The 19,767-nt window shown below is 62.5% G+C and carries 15 protein-coding genes and 1 tRNA gene; 7 read left to right on the top strand and 9 right to left on the bottom strand.

From position 1 onward, the window contains the following. Positions 1-229 precede the first annotated feature (229 nt). The 4 genes from PQR67_RS04010 to PQR67_RS04025 all read left to right on the top strand — a co-directional run bounded on the left by PQR67_RS04010 (position 230) and on the right by PQR67_RS04025 (position 5,963). Positions 230-1,537: a DUF3300 domain-containing protein gene (locus PQR67_RS04010; RefSeq protein ID WP_408454717.1), complete on the top strand. Its 1,308-nt coding sequence runs from the start codon at positions 230-232 to the stop codon at positions 1,535-1,537. A gap of 20 nt (positions 1,538-1,557) precedes the next feature. Further along, positions 1,558-2,499, top strand: a complete 942-nt coding sequence (locus tag PQR67_RS04015) for a DUF2950 domain-containing protein (RefSeq protein ID WP_408454720.1) — start codon at positions 1,558-1,560, stop codon at positions 2,497-2,499. A 249-nt stretch (positions 2,500-2,748) separates the two neighbouring features. Further along, positions 2,749-3,609 carry a bifunctional methylenetetrahydrofolate dehydrogenase/methenyltetrahydrofolate cyclohydrolase FolD gene (folD, locus tag PQR67_RS04020; RefSeq protein WP_408454723.1) on the top strand — a complete coding sequence of 287 codons (861 nt, stop codon included), beginning with the start codon at positions 2,749-2,751 and terminating at the stop codon, positions 3,607-3,609. Between the two features lie 245 nt (positions 3,610-3,854). After that, positions 3,855-5,963, top strand: coding sequence for a M3 family metallopeptidase (locus tag PQR67_RS04025; protein WP_408454726.1), 2,109 nt, complete (start codon positions 3,855-3,857; stop codon positions 5,961-5,963). 125 nt (positions 5,964-6,088) lie between these two features. On the opposite strand, the gene PQR67_RS04030 is transcribed toward PQR67_RS04025, so the two are convergent. Beyond that, the gene (locus tag PQR67_RS04030; protein WP_408454729.1) at positions 6,089-7,390 is read right to left on the bottom strand and encodes an amidohydrolase family protein; all 1,302 of its coding nucleotides are present in this window, start codon (positions 7,388-7,390) and stop codon (positions 6,089-6,091) included. 259 nt (positions 7,391-7,649) lie between these two features. On the opposite strand from PQR67_RS04030, the gene PQR67_RS04035 reads away from it, so the two are divergent. Next, positions 7,650-8,348 carry an aspartate/glutamate racemase family protein gene (locus tag PQR67_RS04035; protein WP_408454732.1) on the top strand — a complete coding sequence of 233 codons (699 nt, stop codon included), beginning with the start codon at positions 7,650-7,652 and terminating at the stop codon, positions 8,346-8,348. A gap of 84 nt (positions 8,349-8,432) precedes the next feature. On the opposite strand, the gene PQR67_RS04040 is transcribed toward PQR67_RS04035, so the two are convergent. Beyond that, positions 8,433-8,509, bottom strand: a tRNA-Met gene (locus tag PQR67_RS04040). A gap of 136 nt (positions 8,510-8,645) precedes the next feature. Then, positions 8,646-8,933 carry a hypothetical protein gene (locus PQR67_RS04045; protein WP_028199471.1) on the bottom strand — a complete coding sequence of 96 codons (288 nt, stop codon included), beginning with the start codon at positions 8,931-8,933 and terminating at the stop codon, positions 8,646-8,648. Positions 8,934-9,199: 266 nt separating this feature from the next. Here PQR67_RS04045 and xth point away from each other — a divergent pair, with 266 nt between their 5' ends. Next, positions 9,200-9,976, top strand: coding sequence for an exodeoxyribonuclease III (gene xth, locus PQR67_RS04050; protein ID WP_408454736.1), 777 nt, complete (start codon positions 9,200-9,202; stop codon positions 9,974-9,976). Positions 9,977-10,008: 32 nt separating this feature from the next. Here the strand turns inward: xth and PQR67_RS04055 are convergent, their stop codons facing one another. The 4 genes from PQR67_RS04055 to glnA form a co-directional block, all read right to left on the bottom strand. Next, positions 10,009-12,195: a prolyl oligopeptidase family serine peptidase gene (locus tag PQR67_RS04055; RefSeq protein ID WP_408454738.1), complete on the bottom strand. Its 2,187-nt coding sequence runs from the start codon at positions 12,193-12,195 to the stop codon at positions 10,009-10,011. Positions 12,196-12,335: 140 nt separating this feature from the next. Next, positions 12,336-13,847: a nitrogen regulation protein NR(I) gene (gene ntrC / locus PQR67_RS04060; RefSeq protein WP_408454741.1), complete on the bottom strand. Its 1,512-nt coding sequence runs from the start codon at positions 13,845-13,847 to the stop codon at positions 12,336-12,338. A gap of 35 nt (positions 13,848-13,882) precedes the next feature. Beyond that, a complete protein-coding gene (glnL, locus tag PQR67_RS04065; RefSeq protein ID WP_408454744.1) occupies positions 13,883-15,025 on the bottom strand; it encodes a nitrogen regulation protein NR(II) in 1,143 nt (380 codons plus the stop codon). A gap of 208 nt (positions 15,026-15,233) precedes the next feature. After that, positions 15,234-16,649, bottom strand: coding sequence for a type I glutamate--ammonia ligase (gene glnA, locus PQR67_RS04070; protein WP_408454747.1), 1,416 nt, complete (start codon positions 16,647-16,649; stop codon positions 15,234-15,236). Between the two features lie 438 nt (positions 16,650-17,087). Here glnA and PQR67_RS04075 point away from each other — a divergent pair, with 438 nt between their 5' ends. Further along, a complete protein-coding gene (locus PQR67_RS04075) occupies positions 17,088-17,552 on the top strand; it encodes a rhodanese-like domain-containing protein (RefSeq protein WP_408454749.1) in 465 nt (154 codons plus the stop codon). A 373-nt stretch (positions 17,553-17,925) separates the two neighbouring features. Here the strand turns inward: PQR67_RS04075 and PQR67_RS04080 are convergent, their stop codons facing one another. Beyond that, positions 17,926-18,756 carry a competence/damage-inducible protein A gene (locus PQR67_RS04080; protein ID WP_408454752.1) on the bottom strand — a complete coding sequence of 277 codons (831 nt, stop codon included), beginning with the start codon at positions 18,754-18,756 and terminating at the stop codon, positions 17,926-17,928. 30 nt (positions 18,757-18,786) lie between these two features. Then, positions 18,787-19,617, bottom strand: coding sequence for an EI24 domain-containing protein (locus PQR67_RS04085; protein WP_408454755.1), 831 nt, complete (start codon positions 19,615-19,617; stop codon positions 18,787-18,789). Between the last annotated feature and the right edge of the window lie 150 nt (positions 19,618-19,767).

Raw genomic sequence — 19,767 nt, forward strand, 5'->3', positions numbered from 1 at the left:
GGTCGTTTTTTTGGTCGTTGTTGTCGTATTCAGCATCGCGAGGCGATGCAAAGCAGATAAAGCGGCCTGGCCGCTTCACTGGCGTATGTGCCATATCGATCGGTTCGGCCACACGTAGGCCATCCGCCCCCGCTTCACCACGCACGGTTCACATTTCATTGCGCCTGGGCAACGCAGCATGCGCTGCGCATCGGTCTCGCGCGTTTAACCCAGCCGGGAGGATTTCATCGTGAAACGATCCGGAGCACACCGTTCGCGTGTGTTGCTTATCTGTGCCGCATTCGCAGGTGCGCCATTTTTCATGGGTCTCGCCGCGCCAACTGCTGCTTATGCGCAGAGCGCCGCGAAGATATCGAGCCAGCAACTCGATTCGCTGACCGCGCCCATCGCGCTCTATCCGGACGCCCTGCTCGCGCAGGTGCTGATGGCGGCCACCTTTCCGCAAGACGTGCAGGCCGCGGCCGCGTGGTCGAAAGCAAACGCGAAGCTGCAAGGCGACGACGCTGTCAAGGCGGTCGCGTCCGAGCCATGGGACCCGAGCGTGCAATCGCTGGTCGCCTTCCCGCAGGTCCTCGCAACGATGGCGTCCAAACCCGACTGGGTCGCTCAACTCGGCAACGCTTTTCTGGCCCAGTCCAACGACGTGATGGACTCCGTGCAACGTCTGCGCAAACAGGCGCAGGCCGCCGGCAATCTGAAGACGAGTTCACAGCAGAAGGTCGTGGTCGAGCAAAGCACGATTCAGATCGTGCCGGCCAATCCACAGGTGGTGTACGTGCCGACATATAACCCGACTGTCGTCTACGGTACGTGGCCCTATCCCGCCTATCCGCCCGTGTATGTGCCACCGCCGCCAGGTTATGCAATCGCAAGCGGTTTGGCTGCCGGCCTCGCGTTCGGCGCCGGTGTCGCCGTTGCCAATTCGCTGTGGGGCGGCTTCAACTGGAACACGCACGACGTCAACATCAACGTGAACCGGTACAACAACATCAATGTGAACAACCGGCTCAACGTGAACAGCAGCACGACGAACTGGAACCGCAACACTAACGTCGATCGCAACGTCAACAACGCGAATCTCAACCGCAACGTCAACAATAACCTCGGCGGCGCACAGCGCGATGCCTACCGCGGCCGTGACGACGCCGCCCGTGCCCAGGCGCAGCAGACCTTGCAGAACCGCACCGGTCAGAACCTGAGCGGCAACGCGAGCCAGCGCGTGCAAGGGATTCACCAGGGCGGCACGCAGAATGCCGATCTGCAAAACCGCGCACAGAACGCCAATCGCGATAACGCGTTACGCGGCGCCGGTGACGGCAACACCGCGCGGCAGGACACGCAACGCGGCGAGGCGAGCCGCAACGCAGCCGCGAACCGTTCCGGCGGTGGCCTCAGCGCGAACGGTGGCGGTCAGCAACGCACAGGCGGCGGTTTCGGTGCAAATGGCGGGGGTATCCAGCGCGGCGGCAACGGAGGCGGTGGTGGCAGACTGGGCAGTGGCGGCGGCGGTGAGCGCCATCTCGGCCGCAACCGTTGAACGATCAGGAGGAGTCTCTGATGATTCGCTTAATTCCATGCGGCGCGTTGCGCGCCCACGCTCTGACACTCGCCGTCGCCCTCTGCAGCACCGGCACCCTGCTGGTCGCGCCGGTACTGCTGCTCGGCACAACCGCCGCACACGCGCAAGCGGTCTATCCCACGGCTGACGACGCCGCTGCTGCGTTCGTCGACGCCCTGGCCCGCAACGACGAAGGTGCGCTCAAACACGTGCTCGGCAACGATTTTCATCGCTTCATTCCTTCCGAAGGAATCGGCGAAGACGACATTTACCAGTTCCTCGGTTCCTGGTCGAAAGGCCATCAGATCGTCGAGGACCCGGTAAAGAGCAAAGGGCGCGCAACCGCGCATCTGGCGGTCGGCGACAGCGGCTGGACGCTGCCGATTCCGCTCGTGCAGGCCGCGCACGGCTGGCGCTTCGATCCGCCCGCCGCGCAGGATGAGATGCTGACACGCCGCATCGGCCGCAACGAACACGCGGCGATCCTGACCTCGCTCGCTTACCTCGACGCGCAATACGACTATCACAACCTGACCCAGCACTACGCCCAGCGCTTCGTCAGTACGCAGGGCCAGCATGACGGCCTGTATTGGGTGACGGCGCCCGGCGAAACGGAGAGTCCGCTCGGACCGCTCGCCGCCACCATGCCCAACGGCACCCTGCCGACTGAGGCGTATCACGGTTATCACTACCGCATCCTGACGGCACAAGGTCCGCACGCGAAGGGTGGCGCGCAGGACTATGTGGACAATGGTGTGCTGACCAGGGGGTTCGGTCTGATCGCTTCGCCAGCCGAGTATGGCAAGACCGGCGTGATGAGCTTCATCGTCAATCAGAGTGGGCAGGTTTATCAGAAGAATCTGGGCCCGCAGACCGCGCGGGCCGCTGCGGCCATTAAATCGTTCGACCCGGACGATAGCTGGCAGCCGGTGCAGGAATAAAGCCGAAGCCTGCCAGACGGCCGGGAACACGGCGAATCCGCCGTGTTCCCGCACGCCAGCAATCCCTCCATGGCACGCCATGCCGGGTCGGTATAATGTCGGACTTTGCAGCGCCGCTTATCGCCGATTCGCGCCGCGCGCTTTTCATCTGCCGCCCCATTTCCGATGAAAAGCGCCATCGCACGCGCCGCCCATGCCACGCGCGCCTGCGCCCTGCTCCGCTTTCCAAACTGCCCATCTCGACCGACCATGACTGCCAAACTGATCGACGGCCTAGCCCTTTCCAAGACCCTGCGCGCCGAAGTCGCCACGCGTGCCGCCGCCCTCACCGCTCGCGGCCATCAACCGGGGCTCGCCGTAGTCCTGGTCGGCGACAATCCGGCCAGCGAAGTCTACGTGCGCAACAAGGTCAAGGCGTGCCATGACAACGGACTCGGTTCTTCGTTCGACCGCTATCCGGCCGATCTGCCGGAAGCCGATCTGCTGGCGCGCATCGACGAACTGAATCGCGACCCGCGCATCCACGGCATTCTGGTGCAATTGCCACTGCCGCGGCATATCGACAGCCACAAGGTGATCGAGGCGATCGCCCCGGAAAAGGACGTGGACGGTTTTCACGTCGCCAACGCCGGCGCACTGATGACCGGCCGGCCGCTGTTCCGCCCGTGCACGCCGTATGGCGTGATGAAAATGCTGGCGGCCTACGAAATTCCGCTGCAAGGCGCGAACGCGGTCGTGATCGGCCGCTCGAACATCGTCGGCAAGCCGATGGCGCTGCTGCTGCTCGAAGCGGGCGCGACTGTCACGATCTGCCACAGCAAGACGCGCGATCTGGCCGCCCACACCCGTAACGCCGACGTGGTGGTCGCCGCCACCGGCCTGCGCAACATTCTCACGGCGGACATGGTTAAGCCGGGCGCAGCCGTGATCGACGTCGGCATGAATCGCGATGAAGCCGGCAAGCTGTGCGGCGACGTCGATTTCGCGGGCGTGAAGGAAGTGGCCGGTTACATCACGCCGGTGCCGGGCGGCGTCGGCCCGATGACCATTACGATGCTGCTCGTCAATACGATCGAAGCCGCCGAGCGCGAAGCGGCGGCCAAGGCTTAAAGATGTGAACGCGCGCCGGCGCATGCCCACAGCCTGCGCCGCGTGCCAGATTCCCGCCCTCGCGCACAGTCGCGCCACATCTGATAATTTGTCTGCCGACGGATTGGAATCGGCGCGCCCTGCCCCAATAATGTCCTTACGGAGTGTCATCGGGGTGTTACAGCGCGCGCCCCGCAGGAAATCCCCTTGAGGGACGCCCGTCGATGCACCGATTACCCGTTCACCCGCGTCAGACAGGAAGCCTTATGTCCACTACCCCCTCGAAACACGACAATCCGCTCCTCGATTTCTCCGACCTGCCGCGCTTTGGCGAAATCCGCCCCGAACACGTCACGCCCGCCCTGGATGTCCTGCTCGCCGATGCGGCTGCCGCTGTCGAGCGCGCCGCCCAGCCGATTACGCCCGCTTCGTGGGCCGACGTGGTCGGGCCCGTCGAGCACGCCACTGAACCGCTGTCGCGCGCGTGGAGCGTGGTCGGCCATCTGAACGCCGTGGCCGATACGCCGGAATTGCGCGCCGTGTACGGCGAGAATCTGCCCCGCGTCACCGAATTCTGGGCGAGCGTCGGGCAAAATCTGGCGCTGTATGAAAAATACAAGGCACTGAACGCCAGCGACGATTTCGCGTCGCTGACCGGCGAGCGCAAGAAGATCCTCGGCAACGCGCTGCGCGATTTCCGCCTGTCGGGCGCGGAATTGCCGGAAGACCAGAAGCCGCATTTCGCCGAATTGCAAGAACGCCAGGCAGGTTTGTCGAAAGCGTTTTCGGATCACGTGCTCGATGCGACGAATGCTTACGCGTATATCGTCGAAGCCGGTGATGAAGCACAACTGGCCGGCCTGCCGGAAGACGTGATCGAAGCCGCGAAAGAAGCCGCCGAGCGCGAAGGCAAAACCGGCTACAAATTCACGCTGCACTTCCCGTCGTATTTCCCGGTCATGCAGTACTCGGAAAACCGCGCGATGCGCGAGGCGATCTATCGCGCGTACGTAACGCGTGCCTCCGAGCTCGGTCCGCAATACGGCGGCGGCAAGCCCGAGTGGGACAACACCCAGGTGCTCGCCGATCAGTTGAAGCTGCGCGCGGAAGAAGCGCACATGCTCGGCTACAACAATTTCGCCGAAGTCTCGCTCGCGCCGAAGATGGCTGAATCGCCGGCACAAGTGATGAGCTTCCTCGAAGACCTCGCCACGCGCGCGCGTCCGCACGCTGACCAGGACTGGAAGGAATTGCGCGAATTCGCCGCGAGCGAACTCGGCATGAGTGACCTGCAGCCGTGGGACATGACGTTCGCCGCGGAACGTCTGCGCCAGAAGCGCTATTCGTTCTCCGAGAACGAAGTCAAACAATACTTTCCGGAAGATGTCGTATTCAAGGGCCTCTTCAAGGTCACGGAAACGCTGTTCGGCGTACGCATCCGTCGCGACGAAGCGGCCGTCTGGCATCCGGACGTGCGCTTTTTCCGCGTCGAGAATCAGGACGGCGGCCTCGTCGCCCAGTTCTATCTCGATCTGTATGCACGCGAAGGCAAACGCGGCGGTGCATGGATGGACGATGCGCGTGGCCGTCACAAGCACACGCACGGCGGTGTGCAAACGCCGGTGGCGTATCTCACCTGCAACTTCTCGGCGCCGGTCGGCGGCAAGCCCGACTGCTTCACGCATGATGAAGTGATCACGCTGTTCCACGAGTTCGGCCACGGCCTGCATCACATGCTCACGCGTGTCGATGAACTGGGCGTGTCGGGCATCAACGGCGTCGAGTGGGACGCGGTTGAATTGCCGTCGCAATTCATGGAGAACTTCTGCTGGGAGTGGGACGTGTTGAGCGACATGACCTCGCACGTCGACACCGCCAAACCGTTGCCGCGCGATCTGTTCGACAAGATGCTCGCCGCGAAGAATTTCCAGAGCGGTCTCGGCACCTTACGCCAGATCGTGTTCTCGATGTTCGACATGCAACTGCACACCGGTTTCGATGCGTCCGGCACGAAGAACGCGACCGAACTCGCGAGCGAGATCAACGAGCGCTTCCACGTAGTGCCGCAAGCTTCGTTCTCGCGCTGGCCGAATACGTTCAGCCATATTTTTGCGGGCGGTTATGCGGCGGGCTACTACAGCTACAAGTGGGCTGAAGTGCTGTCCGCCGATGCGTATGCCGCGTTCGAAGAAGCCGCACAAACCGCGAGCGGCAGCGTGCTCGATCAGACGACCGGCCTGCGCTATCGCAAGGAGATTCTGGAAGTGGGCGGCAGCCGCCCTGCGATGGAATCGTTCAAGGCGTTCCGCGGCCGCGAGCCGAATATCGACGCCCTGTTGCGGCACAGCGGCATGGCGCCAGGCGCGGCGCATTGAACATGCGTTGAAACCTCAGTAGCCGGCGTTGCGGATGACGTCGACGTCAAGATAAAAGCCGGTGACCTGCATGAGCAGGCACCGGCTTTTTCTTTTTCCGCATCAGTACACCTCGCGCTGTACGGCTAATCGCGATGCAGCTTGAAATCCACTTGCGCCGGGCGTCCTTCCAGCGACAATGCCGCGCGCGCGGCCAGCGCACGGCTCACCACCTTGCCCCGGCTCACCACCGCGAGCCGCGCCGCGCGCAGGCGGATCGCTTCGACCGGATCACGTGCGTCGAGCAGTACGAGGTTGGCCGCGCAACCGGGCGCGATGCCGTAGCCTTCCAGACCGAGAATACGCGCGGCATTCACCGTGACCGCGTCGAAGCACGCATGCATGCCGTCGACGCCCGTCATCTGCGCAACATGCAAGCCCATATGCGCAACTTCGAGCATGTCGCCCGAGCCGAGGCTGTACCACGGGTCCATCACGCAATCGTGACCGAACGCCACGGTGATACCCGCCGCCATCATCTCCGGCACGCGTGTCATGCCACGCCGTTTCGGATACGTGTCGCTGCGGCCTTGCAACGTGATGTTGATCAGCGGATTGGCGATCGCCGCCACGCCCGACTCGCGCATCAGCGGCAGGAGCTTGCTGACGTAGTAGTTGTCCATGGAATGCATCGAGGTTAGATGCGAACCGGTGACGCGCCCATGCAAACCGAGCCGGTGTGTTTCGGCCGCGAGCGTTTCGATATGGCGCGACATCGGATCGTCCGATTCGTCGCAATGCATATCGACGCGCAAGCCCCGCTCCGCGGCGAACTCGCACAGCATGCGCACGGACAGCGCGCCGTCGGCCATCGTGCGTTCGAAATGCGGAATTCCGCCGACCGCGTCGACGCCCATCGCAATCGCACGCTTGAGATTGTCGAATGCGCCGGCGCTGCGCAAGACACCATCCTGCGGAAACGCAACCAGTTGCAGGTCGAGATACGGTGCGACGCGGCGCTTCACTTCGAGCAGTGCCTCGACCGCGAGCAGGCGCGGATCGCACACATCCACGTGGCTGCGAATCGCCAGCAGACCGCGCGCGACCGCCCAGTCGCAGTATTGCAGCGCGCGCTCGATCAACGCCTCCTGCGTCAGGTGCGGCTTCAGTTCGCCCCACAGCGCGATGCCTTCCAGCAAGGTGCCCGACGCGTTCACGCGCGGCAGACCGTACGACAGCGTCGCGTCCATGTGGAAATGCGGATCGACGAAGGGCGGTGTCACGAGCGAACCGGCGGCGTCGATTTCTTCGCGCGCGCTCGCGGCCAGATTCGGTTCGACGGCGACGATGCGGCCCGCTTCGATACCGATATCGACCGGCTGCTTTTGCTGCTTGTGCTGTGACGTGGCGCCCGGCGGCAGCATCGCGTGACGGATGATCAGATCCATGGTTCGCTCCCTGTTCCTTGTTTCTGGTTGACCGCTATTTGAGTGATGATGATTCTATCGGCGTCAGAAAGTGCGTGCCGACGTTTTAACAAGTCGCCGTACCGGTGGGCAAAAGGGAATCCGTACCGGCTGCGGGCCCGGGCGCCCGCCTATACTCGATTTTTCGAACGCTCGATGCTTGGGTGTTCCACGTTGGCTTCGGCACTTCCGTTCGGTGCGCAGCGGGCCTGCATCATCCACCCACCCACGGAGCAAGACTATGAAAACGATCGGCGTAATCGGCGGAATGAGCTGGGAATCGTCCACCGAGTACTACAAGCTCCTGAACCGTCATGCGAAGGCACGCCTTGGCGGCCACCACAACGCCCGCAGCCTGATGCTGACGCTCGACTTCGCGCCGATCGAGGCCAACCAGCGCGCCGGCGACTGGACGGCGCTCGGTGAACAGTTGGCCGACGCCGCACGTCAACTCGAACAAGGCGGCGCCGACCTGGTGATACTCGCGACCAACACCATGCATCGCGTGTATGAGTCGATCGAACAGGCGATCGACATACCGTTTCTGCACATCGCCGATCCGACTGGCAACGCGCTGCGCGCCGCGGGAATTGAGCGAGTGGGCCTGCTGGGGACCCGCTATACGATGGAGCAGACGTTCTACACGGGGCGTTTAGGCGAGCGCTACGGCCTCGAGACACTGGTTCCCGATGAAGCCGGTCGCGCGGATGTGCATCGCATCATCTACGACGAGCTGTGCCACGGCAAAGTGAACGATGCTTCGCGTGCGGTGTATCAGCGTGTGATCGAAGGACTCGCTGCACGGGGCGCGCAGGCGGTGATTCTCGGCTGCACGGAAATCACGCTACTGATCAAACCGGAAGATTCGCCGTTACCCGTGTTCGACACCACCGCGTTGCACGCACAAGCGGCAGTGGAATGGGCAATCGGGCCGGACTGAATACGAGCGCGTGCCGCATGCACGAAGAGAGCCTGGAAGTTAAAAAGCCCGCGTAGCTTGCGCTAGCGGGCTTTCAACAATGCTTGGTTGCGGGGGTAGGATTTGAACCTACGACCTTCGGGTTATGAGCCCGACGAGCTGCCAGACTGCTCCACCCCGCGTCAGAGAAAAAGAGTATATAGGGTCGATCGCGAGACGTCAAACAATCCGTTGAAATAAGCCTGAAATAATTGCAGGTGAAGCACAGCGCGTGTTCGCTCTCATGCGGCACATGGATGGCGAAAATGAGCGGACAACTCAGAGATCCTGGACCGTCGCGCCTTCCACCTTGCCGTCGATGATGTCCGCGCCGTACTGACTCGCGCTGCGTTTCGCGACGCCGAAATCGGAGAACGTGGACGCCAGCACGAGACGAAACACACGGCTCGCCTTCGAGCCGCTGATCGCGCCCGGCCGGCAGACGCGTACCGCAACGTCGTAACCTTCCGCATGACGCTTGTGACCGTCGAACTTGTCGAACTCCCGCGAAAACACCAGCGGATGCACTTCGAAGTCCTTATAAAGAGCCGGATAAGTTTGAGCCATGTTGGGTCCCCGATGCGCATAGATGTGATCCCACTATACGCCGCGGCATGACGGGAGCACGCTTTTATTTTTCGCGGCCAGCGAGCCAATTTTCACGGTCGCTCGTCGCGCGCGATAAGATGCGGGACTATCGGAATCAGCCCGATCTTGCCAACCCGATCCGGGTCGCCAGATTGGCAGCCGTTGAAGCAAAAAATGAAGCGGAAAAGCAAAAACACCGGGGCTGCACCCCACAAAGCCTTGCTCAGCAAGAATGTGAGAACCTCATGAAAATCGCCACCTGGAACGTCAACTCCCTGAAGGTCCGCCTGCAGCACGTCATCGACTGGCTCGACACCAGTCAGACGGATGTGCTGTGCCTGCAGGAACTGAAGCTGACCGACGACAAATTCCCCCGCGCCGAGCTCGAAGAGAAAGGCTACCGGAGCTGGTTCGCGGGTCAGAAGACCTATAACGGCGTCGGCATCCTGGTGCGCGACGGCCTGAACGTCGACGAAAGCAGCATCGTGCGCAATATCCCCGGGTTCGAAGACCCGCAGCAACGCGTGATCGCCGCGACCGTCGAGGGCGTGCGCATCATCTCCGCATACTTCCCGAACGGCCAGGCGCCAGGCACCGACAAGTTCGCCTACAAGTTGAACTGGCTCGCCGCGCTGCACGACTGGGTCGCGAGTGAAATGGCGCTGTATCCGCAGCTCGCGCTGCTCGGCGACTACAACATCGCGCCGGAAGATCGCGACGTGCACGATCCGAAAGCATGGGAAGGCCAGAATCTGGTGTCGCCCGAAGAACGCGCCGAATTCGTGCGGCTGATTGAACTCGGTCTCGTCGACGCGTTCCGCCAGTTCGAGCAGCCGGAGAAGATCTACTCGTGGTGGGACTACCGGATGATGGCATTCCGCCGCAATGCTGGGATGCGCATCGACCACATTCTGCTGTCGAAAGCACTCGCCCCACTCTGCTCGTCGTGCGATGTCGACAAGGTGCCGCGCAAATGGGAACAGCCGTCGGACCACGCACCGGTTGTCGCGCAGATCGGCTGAACGCGCGACACCGTGTGACTAGTGAAAAAAACCTAAACCGGCCCGTTCAAGCAGCGCCACAAGAACTCAAAAACCATCGCGTCATGCTCGGCCTGCTCCAGTTCATCGGAGCCACCGTGCCCCCCTTCCGTGTTCTCGCGATACCAGACCCTTGGCGCACCTAACGCCTGCATGCGCGCGGCCATCTTGCGCGCGTGTCCGGGATGCACGCGATCGTCCGCAGTCGACGTGGTGAACAGCACGGGTGGATATGCCACGTCCGCACTCACGCGGTGATAGGGCGAGTAAGCCGCAAGCACACGCGCCTCGTCGGGTTCATCCGGATCGCCGTATTCGTCGATCCACGACGCGCCCGCGTGCAGCAGGTGGAACCGGCTCATGTCGAGCAGCGGCACCTCGCAGATCACGGCACCGAACAATTCGGGCCGCTGCACCATGCACGCCGCGACCAGCAGGCCGCCATTGCTGCCGCCCTGAATACCGAGTTGCGCGGCACTGGTCACGCCCGTGCGGATCAGCGCCTCGGCCACCGCGATGAAATCGTCGAACGCGCGCTGCCGATGCTCGCCCTGCGCCGCCATATGCCACTGCGTGCCGAACTCGCCGCCGCCGCGAATATGCGCGACCACATACACGCCGCCGCGTGCGAGCCAGCCGATGCCCTGCCCGGTCAGATAACCCGGCAGCAACGGAATCGCGAAACCGCCGTAACCGTTGAGCAGGCATGGGCGCGTCTGATCGTGTGCTGTTTCGTGTGCCTGATCCTGTGTCTGCTGCGTCGCCTGCGCCATCTGCTCGTCTACCGCGTGTTGCGCAACCCGCGGCCCGATCACGGTGTACGGCACCCGCGTACCGTCTGCGGATACCGCGTGCCCGCGTGTCACCGCGAACGGCGCTGCATCGAACTGGGTCGGCCAGCGGTCGAGCAAGGTCCAATCGGTCAGGTCGCCCTGTGCAAGATCGGTGAGCCAGTACGCGGGGGGCTGCAAATAGTCGTCGGTATCGACGAACACTTCGTCGTTCAGCGTCGGCTCGACGGGTGAGACATCGGCTTGCACGTCGTCATGCGACGGAAAGAGGCGTTGTTGCCAGTGCCAGGTCTGATCGGCCGCTTGCGACGGGATCCACAGCGAGGTCTTGCTCTGCACATCCTCCAGGTAGGACACAATCAGATAGTTCAGCGTGTGGGTCCACTCGCAGGCGGAGGTTTGCGAGGTCGGCGTGAAAAGCGGCATCACGTCGCGCTCGCCACGCAGGAACGCGGTTTCGCGGATCGCCAGCAATGCGCCACCCGGATAGCGCACACCATTGCAGTCCCAATCGAGGCGCGGTTCAAGCAGCAGCCAGCCCTGCCAGCCGCCTACCGCGACGTGCGACGGTAAGTCGTACGGCCGCCAGGCATCGGCATGCCCGGCCGCATCGTTCGCATCGGCATTGGCACTGGCGCTATCGAGGTAGTAGGTATGCGAATCGAAGAAATCGACGCTGCTCACCACCGTGTGGCGTTGTTCGACCGGATCGTAATGCGCCTCCACGCCGATGTCGCCAAACGCGCCTTTGAAAACGACTGGTGCGTCCGCCAGCGCACTGCCTCGCGTCCAGCGCCGCACTTCGCGCGGATAGCCGGAGCGCGTCAGCGTCTTGCGGCCGTTGTCCCAACCGACATACAAGGTATCCCGGTCGATCCACGAGGCCGTGTGCTTGCCGGCCTTCGCAATCACGAAACCGTCGTCGACAAAACGTTGCGTGTCGATATCGAACTCGCGCACCACCAGCGCGTCCGAGCCGCCAGGCGACAACGTGATCAGTGCACGATCGCCGTCCGGGTAAAGAATGTCGAGTTCGGCGCAGACCCACGGCGTGCCTTCGACCGCGCCAAGCGCGTCGAAATCGAGCAGGTTCTGCCAGACCGGTGCGCCGCTGCGCCAGGCCGCCCACGTCGTGCGCCGCCAGATACCTTTAGGATTGCGTTCGTCCTGCCACAGGTCATAGGCCCAATCCTTCCAGCGATCGGGGATGACCGGACGCTCGCGCGGCAGATAGGCGTCGGCAAGCCGCTGTTTCAGCGACTCGAAACGCGCACCGCTGCACCATGCGGCACGCGTGCGGGCATTCTGCGCCTCGACCCACGCGAGCGCGCCGGCGTCGTCGAGCGCCTCTAGCGACAGAAAGGGATCGGGGGAAAGCGGCCAGGAGAAAGGAACGGAAGAATCGGGCATCGTCGGCTGTCGAATGAAAACAGCGTCGATTATGCCTTGTGAGCCCGAGCGTCTTCGTCGCTACGGGCGGAGCGGCTCGCGTGCCGCTCCGCTTAATCCGCAAACGCCCGCAAACGTCCGCAAACCTCGGGGCTCGAGAATCAGGGCTCGAGATTGAGTTCCTGAATCTTGCGCGTAATCGTATTGCGGCCAATGCCGAGACGCTCTGCCGCCTCGACCTTGCGTCCACGCGTGAAATCCAGCGCCTCGCGAATCACCGCCGCTTCGAAACGGCGCGCGAGTTCGTCCATCACGTCGGGCGCATTCTCACGCAACATCCGCGCGACTTCGGTGCGCAAGCCACCTTCCCAGGCGCTCACAGCGACTGCGGCGGGCATGCCGACAGCGGTAGCCTGCGTGGCCGCGCTGACGCCGTTGATCGGCGCGCCACCGGCGAGGCCGGGCTCACCTGTGCCGATCACGCCACCACCACCCGCGAAATCGCTCACGCCTGCTTGCGCAGGACCCAGATCGGGCGGCAAGTCCTTGATCTCGATGGTCTGCGCAGGCGCCATCACCGTGAGCCAGTTGGCGAGATTCTCCAGTTGACGCACGTTGCCCGGAAACGGCAGCGATGCCAGATAAGCGAGCGCATCTTCGGATACGCGCTTGGACTCCACGCCCAGATCGCGTGCGCTCTTTTGCAGGAAGTGCCGTGTGAGCAGCGGAATGTCTTCGCTGCGCTCGCGCAATGCCGGCAGGCGCAAGCGGATCACATTGAGCCGGTGATACAGATCCTCGCGAAACAGGCCCTGACGCACGCGCGATTCGAGGTTCTGGTGCGTCGCCGCGATCACGCGCACGTTGGCGCGCAACGGATTGTGGCCACCGACGCGATAGAACTGCCCGTCCGAGAGCACACGCAACAGGCGTGTCTGCAAATCGAACGGCATGTCGCCGATTTCATCGAGAAACAGCGTGCCGTTCTCGGCCTGCTCGAAACGCCCCTGGCGCATGGCCTGCGCGCCGGTGAACGCGCCGCGCTCATGACCGAACAGTTCGGATTCCAGCAGATCCTTCGGAATCGCCGCCGTATTCAGCGCGATGAACGGACCGTTCGCGCGTGGGCTATGTCGGTGCAATGCACGCGCGACGAGTTCCTTACCGGTGCCTGATTCGCCGGTAATGAGCACGGTGGCTGCGGAATGCGACAGCCGGCCGATTGCGCGAAACATGTCCTGCATCGCCGGCGCCTGGCCGAGCATTTCCGGAGCCTCGGCGACGCGGTCGTCCCACGTCTGCTCGCCGCGCATGCTTTCGTCCACCGCGCGGCGGATCAACTCCACCGCCTTGTCGACGTCGAATGGTTTGGCGAGGTATTCGAAGGCGCCGCCCTGGAATGCGGCGACCGCGCTGTCGAGATCCGAGAACGCCGTCATGATGATGACGGGCAAGCCCGGCACCTTGTCACGAACGGTTTGCAGCAGTTCGAGGCCGGAGCCGCCTGGCATCCTGATGTCGGACACCAGCACCTGAGGGCTGTCGTGATCGAGCGCCGCCGAAGCCTCGCGCACGTTCGCGAAGCTGCGTGTCGCGAAGTTTTCGCGAGCGAGTGCCTTTTCGAGCACCCAGCGAATCGATTGATCGTCGTCTACTATCCAGATCGGCTTCATATAGGTCGGTCAGAAGTCTTGAAATACGTTTGGTGTTAGCAGTCGAGCGGCAGCAGAATCTGAAACTCGGTATGGCCCGGCCGGCTTTCCACTTCGATCAGTCCGTCGTGTTGCTGCACGAAGGTCTGCGCGAGCGTCAGACCGAGACCGCTGCCGTCTTCGCGCCCCGACACGAGCGGATAGAAAATGCGGTCACGGATTTCCTCGGGAATGCCAGGGCCGTTGTCAGTGATATGCAAGTCCAGTGCCAGCTTACATAAACGTTTCGACACGGTGATCTTGCGCGCAATGCGCGTGCGCAATTCGATGCGCGCGTCGCCTTGCGAGATGCGTTCACGCAATGCTTCCGCGGCATTGCGCACGATGTTCAGCAGCGCCTGGATCAGTTGCTCCTTGTCGCCGCGCAGGTCCGGCACGCTCACGTCGTAATCGCGCTCGATCGTGAGACCGCGCGGAAACTCCGCGAGAATCACCTGGCGCACGCGCTCGCATACCTCGTGGATATTCACGTCGCCGACGATATGCGGATGACGGTGCGGCTCCAGCAAGCGATCGACCAGCGTTTGCAGCCGGTCCGATTCCTTGATGATGACCTGGGTGTACTCGCGCAACTCGTCGCGCTGACGCTCGCCGAGTTCGAACTCGAGCAGTTGCGCCGCGCCGCGAATCCCGCCGAGCGGGTTCTTGATCTCGTGCGCGAGATTCCTGATCAGTTGCTTGTTGACCGCCGTGAGGTCATTGATGCGCTCCTCGCGGTCGGAACGTAAATGCCGCTCGTTCTCGAACAGTTCGAGCAGCACATAGTCCTGCACGCTCTCCAGAAAGCCGACGATCGCATGCACATGCAGCGGTTCGTGGCCCGGGCGCTCGAGTACGGCGTCCAGATGGGTCGCGTGAAAACGGTGCGCGGCGATCGCGGAGATGGTCTCGACCAGTTCGTCCGCATTCGAGAAGATGTCCTGCCAGGCCATCTGCGTCAGTTGCTTGCGTGACAGATCAAGCATCGACTCCGCGGACGGATTCGCAAACACCACACGCAGCGTGCGCTTTTCGAGCACCAGCACGACCGTCGGCAATGCTTCGAAGCCCGGCAGCAAACCGGAGCTCACCAGCTGAGCGTCATCCGACAGCGTCTGCTCGTGCCCTTTCCTTGCCTTCATCAGATTCTTCAGAACCATCTTGCAGTCTGGCCGATAGGAGATGGTGATAAATCAGGTGTACTGCCTGTTGTCCTGCAGTCCTGCTTCATTGCCCCGACGCCGCGCACGTCGCGAATGGACGTATTCGGGTCCAACAAAAAAGGGACGGCGCCGCCGTCCCTTCGTGACCGATCGCGAGCGTCGGGCAACGCGCTTCGCCGTTTGAAGGGCGAAGCGCCATTGCCGCTTACAGCGAGTAGTACATTTCGAATTCGATCGGGTGCACCGACTGACGATAGCGTTGCAGCTCGCCCGTCTTCAGTTCGATGTACGCGTCGAGCATCGAATCCGTGAACACGCCACCGCGCGTCAGGAATTCACGATCCGCGTCGAGTGCGTCCAGCGCCTGGTCGAGGCCGGCACACACGGTCGGGATCTTTGCATCCTCTTCCGGCGGCAGGTCGTACAGGTTCTTGTCGGCAGCTTCGCCCGGGTGAATCTTGTTCTGCACGCCGTCCAGACCCGCCATCATCAGCGCGGAGAAGCACAGGTACGGATTCGCCATCGGATCCGGGAAGCGCGTTTCGATACGGCGGCCCTTCGGGTTCGACACGTGCGGAATGCGGATCGATGCCGAACGGTTGCGAGCCGAGTAAGCCAGCTTCACCGGTGCTTCGAAGTGCGGCACGAGGCGCTTGTACGAGTTCGTCGACGGGTTCGTGATCGCGTTCAGCGCGCGAGCATGCTTGATGATGCCGCCGATGTAGAACAGCGCGAATTCCGACAGACCTGCATAACCGTTGCCTGCGAACAGGTTCTGGCCGTCTTTCCAGATCGACTGGTGAACGTGCATGCCCGAACCGTTATCGCCAACCACCGGCTTCGGCATGAACGTAGCCGTCTTGCCGTACGTGTGCGCGACGTTGTGGATGATGTACTTCATTTGCTGCAGCCAGTCGGCGCGTTGCACGAGCGTCGAGAACTTCGTGCCGATTTCGTTCTGGCCCTGGCCCGCGACTTCGTGGTGATGCACTTCGACCGGGATGCCGATCTGTTCGAGCAACAGGCACATTTCCGAACGGATGTCCTGGAACGTGTCGACCGGTGCGACCGGGAAATAGCCGCCCTTCGTGCCCGGACGGTGGCCGGTGTTGCCGCCTTCGAATTCCTTCGCCGACGACCACGGTGCTTCTTCCGAACCGATCTTGATGAAGCAGCCCGACTGATCCGTATTCCACTGGACCGAGTCGAAAATGAAGAATTCCGGTTCCGGACCAAAGAAGGCCGTGTCGCCGAGGCCCGTGCTCTTCAGGTACGCTTCCGCGCGCTTGGCGAGCGAACGCGGGTCGCGCTCATAGCCCTTGCCGTCAGCCGGTTCGACGACGTCGCAGGTCAGGACGAGGGTCGACTCTTCGTAGAACGGGTCGACGAAGGCGGTGTTCGCGTCCGGGATCAGCAACATGTCCGATGCTTCGATGCCTTTCCAGCCGGCAATCGACGAACCGTCAAACGCATGGCCGCTTTCGAACTTGTCTTCATCGAATGCCGACACCGGCACCGAAACGTGTTGCTCTTTGCCGCGCGTGTCGGTGAAACGGAAGTCGACAAACTTGACGTCTTCGTCTTTGACGAGTTGAATGACGTCGGCCACGGATTTACTCATAACCTATCTCCTGATTAACGAATTCGGCGGATTCAGCCGCCGCCCAATCTAGCTGACCCGTCCCGGCGCGTCCACCCCTCTATCGTTGAGGATGAACATAAAAGCCTGCTGGAACAAATCGATCGGCACCAATAAAGCAGCTTCTGTGCCATGTATGCGCCAACCCGGCGCAAAACCTCACTGCGCGCGCGTTTGCGGGGAATGGGCGCACCGAACGGCATGCAGCCCCTAAATCTTTGCGCGATGCAACGCACCGCGTTAGTGCATTCGTCGAATGAGCAACGAACGATGTTTTCATTTTGGTGCATTTTCCGAAGTATGCACCACGATCGTGCATTCACTCCGTTGTTTCGCGCAGGCAGGGGCTGTGTCCGAACGGCATGCGCGCCACACGCCGCGCGCTAGAATGATCATTTGGTCCGACGGAGGTTTGCGCTCATGAGCACGCTCGAACAGTTGTACGCCCAGGCGGAAAAACGCCGCACCGAGAACCAGTTGCCCTATGCGGGCGCGGTGTCGCCCGCAGAGGCGTTCGAACTGCTGCAACTCGATCCGCGCACGCGTCTTGTCGACGTGCGCACCCGCGCCGAACTCGATTGGGTCGGTCGACCGGTTGTCGGCGACGGACAATACGCGCATGTGGAATGGACGCGCTACCCGGGCGCCGTGCCGAACCAGGAATTCCTTCAACAACTTGGCCTGGCGGCCACGTCCGATACACCCGTGCTGTTTTTGTGCCGCAGCGCCGCGCGCTCGAAGCTCGCCGCGATCGCCGCCACCCAGGCGGGCTATACCAAGGCGTACGACCTGCTGGAGGGCTTCGAAGGCGATAAGGACGGTCAAGGGCATCGGAAGACGGTCTCGGGCTGGTGCTTTCGCGGGTTGCCGTGGATCGGCGCCTGATTGTTTGCCAGCTTGATCGTTGCAGGGCGCTTCAGGGCTGGTTCAGAGCTACCTCAGGCCGCTCGACCGACACCTGAGGGCCAGCCTTGATGGCCGCTGCCCGCGTCAGCAGAGCTTGCGTAGACGTACTGCTGCCTGCGCGATGCGACGAATGACTTTCGTCGGTCGCGGCCGCGCGTGCCAATCGAAGCATGCGGACACTTGAGGATGCCCTCGCAGAATAGACGGTAGACGGACGATTTGATGCATCGTCGACGCTGCATGTGACAGGCCGATGATGCGTCGTGTCTTTAATCTGGTACGGGCCCACGCCCAAAGGAAGGCTGGTATGCGCGGCGGCTAAGCCGCGGCTCGGCCGCGACTCCAATGCGACTCAACCGCGCGGTTTGGCCGCAGCCGCCTCAGGCTCGACAATATCGCCGCCCAGCAGGTGAACACCTTCGCGCAGCTTCACGAAGGCCGCGGCCACCGCTTCCGGTTCGCCCTTCACACCGAGATCGATGTGATGTCGCGCATACACACCGCCGCGCTCCGCATCGCCCACGCTCGGCAGGCTGAACACCCGCACGCCTGGAAAATCATGCTCGATCTTTTCCATCAACGGCGTAAGACGCGACTCCGGCAACTCGAAGACCAGCAATGATTTTTCCGCGTGCGGCATGGCGTGATGCAGATGCGCGTATTGCGTATCCAGCACCCACTCGATCATCGGCCACGCCATGACCGGGAAGCCCGGCACGAAGTAATGCTGTTTGATCGAGAAGCCAGGGATCTTGTTGTAGCCATTGGGAACGATCGATGCGCCCTGCGGATACGTGCCCATATTCAGACGATGCCGGTTCTCGGACGAATTCAGATCGAGCGGCGTTGCGGAGTTCGCCGGATACATATCGCGGATGCGCTCCTGAATCAGCTTCGCGGCCTCCGGATGCAGTTCGAGCGGCACGCCGAGCGCGGCCGCCGCGCACTGGCGGGTGTGGTCGTCCGGCGTGGCGCCGATGCCGCCCGTGGAAAACACGATGTCGCCCGATGCGAACGTGCGTCGCAGCGTGGCCGTGATGCGCTCCGGTTCGTCGCCGATGTATTCCGCCCAGCCGAGCGACAACCCGCGCGCGCCCAGCAACTCGATGACCTTCGGCAGATGCTTGTCGACACGTCTGCCCGACAGGATTTCGTCGCCGATGATGATGACGCCAAATGCCATTGCCGCCTCTTTCGCCTAGTCAATAATTCGTCAGTAAGAAATCGGCGCCGGGTGCCGCGGGCCGTGCTCTTCCGCGCGCATGCGTTGCAGCGCGCGCAAACAGTAGTAGCCGAACCACAGCGCCGAAAACACGAGGATGAACGCGTAAATCCAGATTGTCACCGCTGTGATCACCGGGAACAGCACGATGAGCCATACCGACGATGCCCACAGCAGCGTAGGCAGCGACCCCAGCAGCCCGCTCGCGATACCGATCAGCAGCAGCGGCAACCGGAAGCGCCGCACCAGCGCGCGCCGCTCGTCACGCGTGGCATGCAGCGCGAGCGCGTCGTAACTCATTACCCGATACGTCAGCCAGCCCCACAGGAGCGGCGGAATCAGCGCGAAGAACGGCGGCACCAGCCACAGCGGCAACGTCACGATCAATAACACGAGACAGACCAGTGTGGTCCACAACGCCTGACCGAGGCTACCGTACCACGTTCCGCCGTGGCGCATTTCCAGCCCGGCAAATTGCCGTGCCGACAGAAAGCGGATCACAGCCGGCATCGACAGCGTGGCGATCAACAGCAACACCGTAACGACAATCAACGGAATCGCCATCGCAATCACGATGAACGGCGCGATCGCCGCATGCAGCGCCGAAAAGCCGAGCCAGTCGAACAGGCGATAGAGCGTGACCGTGAACGACCAGCTTTCGAGCCACGTGCGGGTGGCGCCGATCAGCGTCTGCCAGGAAAACCACAGGATCACGCCCCACCCGAGCGTCGCCGCCAGAAATGGCAGGACGGTCAGCCAGAGCATGCGCGGGTGGAGCGCGCTTGCGAGCGCGCGTCCGAACGAGCGCAACAAATCATTCATGCGAGCCAGTGCCGTTGAACGAAACGATGGAATAAGGGGAACAGCGCGACGAACCGGCGAATGATCCGGCAAACAGACCCGAACGCGGATCGGAAAACGAACCAGGAACGTGCGCGCAAACGTGGACAGGATAAACCACGCGACGCGCCG

It is taken from the genome of Paraburkholderia fungorum (assembly GCF_046026025.1).
Lineage (GTDB): Bacteria > Pseudomonadota > Gammaproteobacteria > Burkholderiales > Burkholderiaceae > Paraburkholderia > Paraburkholderia fungorum_E.

Coding starts and splice junctions, on each gene's coding strand:
- xth (WP_408454736.1), top strand. CDS start 9,200: ATGAAAATCGCCACCTGGAACGTCAACTCCCTGAAGGTCCGCCTGCAG.
- glnA (WP_408454747.1), bottom strand. CDS start 16,649: ATGAGTAAATCCGTGGCCGACGTCATTCAACTCGTCAAAGACGAAGAC.
- PQR67_RS04030 (WP_408454729.1), bottom strand. CDS start 7,390: ATGGATCTGATCATCCGTCACGCGATGCTGCCGCCGGGCGCCACGTCA.
- PQR67_RS04015 (WP_408454720.1), top strand. CDS start 1,558: ATGATTCGCTTAATTCCATGCGGCGCGTTGCGCGCCCACGCTCTGACA.
- glnL (WP_408454744.1), bottom strand. CDS start 15,025: ATGGTTCTGAAGAATCTGATGAAGGCAAGGAAAGGGCACGAGCAGACG.
- folD (WP_408454723.1), top strand. CDS start 2,749: ATGACTGCCAAACTGATCGACGGCCTAGCCCTTTCCAAGACCCTGCGC.
- PQR67_RS04055 (WP_408454738.1), bottom strand. CDS start 12,195: ATGCCCGATTCTTCCGTTCCTTTCTCCTGGCCGCTTTCCCCCGATCCC.
- ntrC (WP_408454741.1), bottom strand. CDS start 13,847: ATGAAGCCGATCTGGATAGTAGACGACGATCAATCGATTCGCTGGGTG.
- PQR67_RS04085 (WP_408454755.1), bottom strand. CDS start 19,617: ATGAATGATTTGTTGCGCTCGTTCGGACGCGCGCTCGCAAGCGCGCTC.
- PQR67_RS04035 (WP_408454732.1), top strand. CDS start 7,650: ATGAAAACGATCGGCGTAATCGGCGGAATGAGCTGGGAATCGTCCACC.
- PQR67_RS04080 (WP_408454752.1), bottom strand. CDS start 18,756: ATGGCATTTGGCGTCATCATCATCGGCGACGAAATCCTGTCGGGCAGA.
- PQR67_RS04025 (WP_408454726.1), top strand. CDS start 3,855: ATGTCCACTACCCCCTCGAAACACGACAATCCGCTCCTCGATTTCTCC.
- PQR67_RS04075 (WP_408454749.1), top strand. CDS start 17,088: ATGAGCACGCTCGAACAGTTGTACGCCCAGGCGGAAAAACGCCGCACC.
- PQR67_RS04045 (WP_028199471.1), bottom strand. CDS start 8,933: ATGGCTCAAACTTATCCGGCTCTTTATAAGGACTTCGAAGTGCATCCG.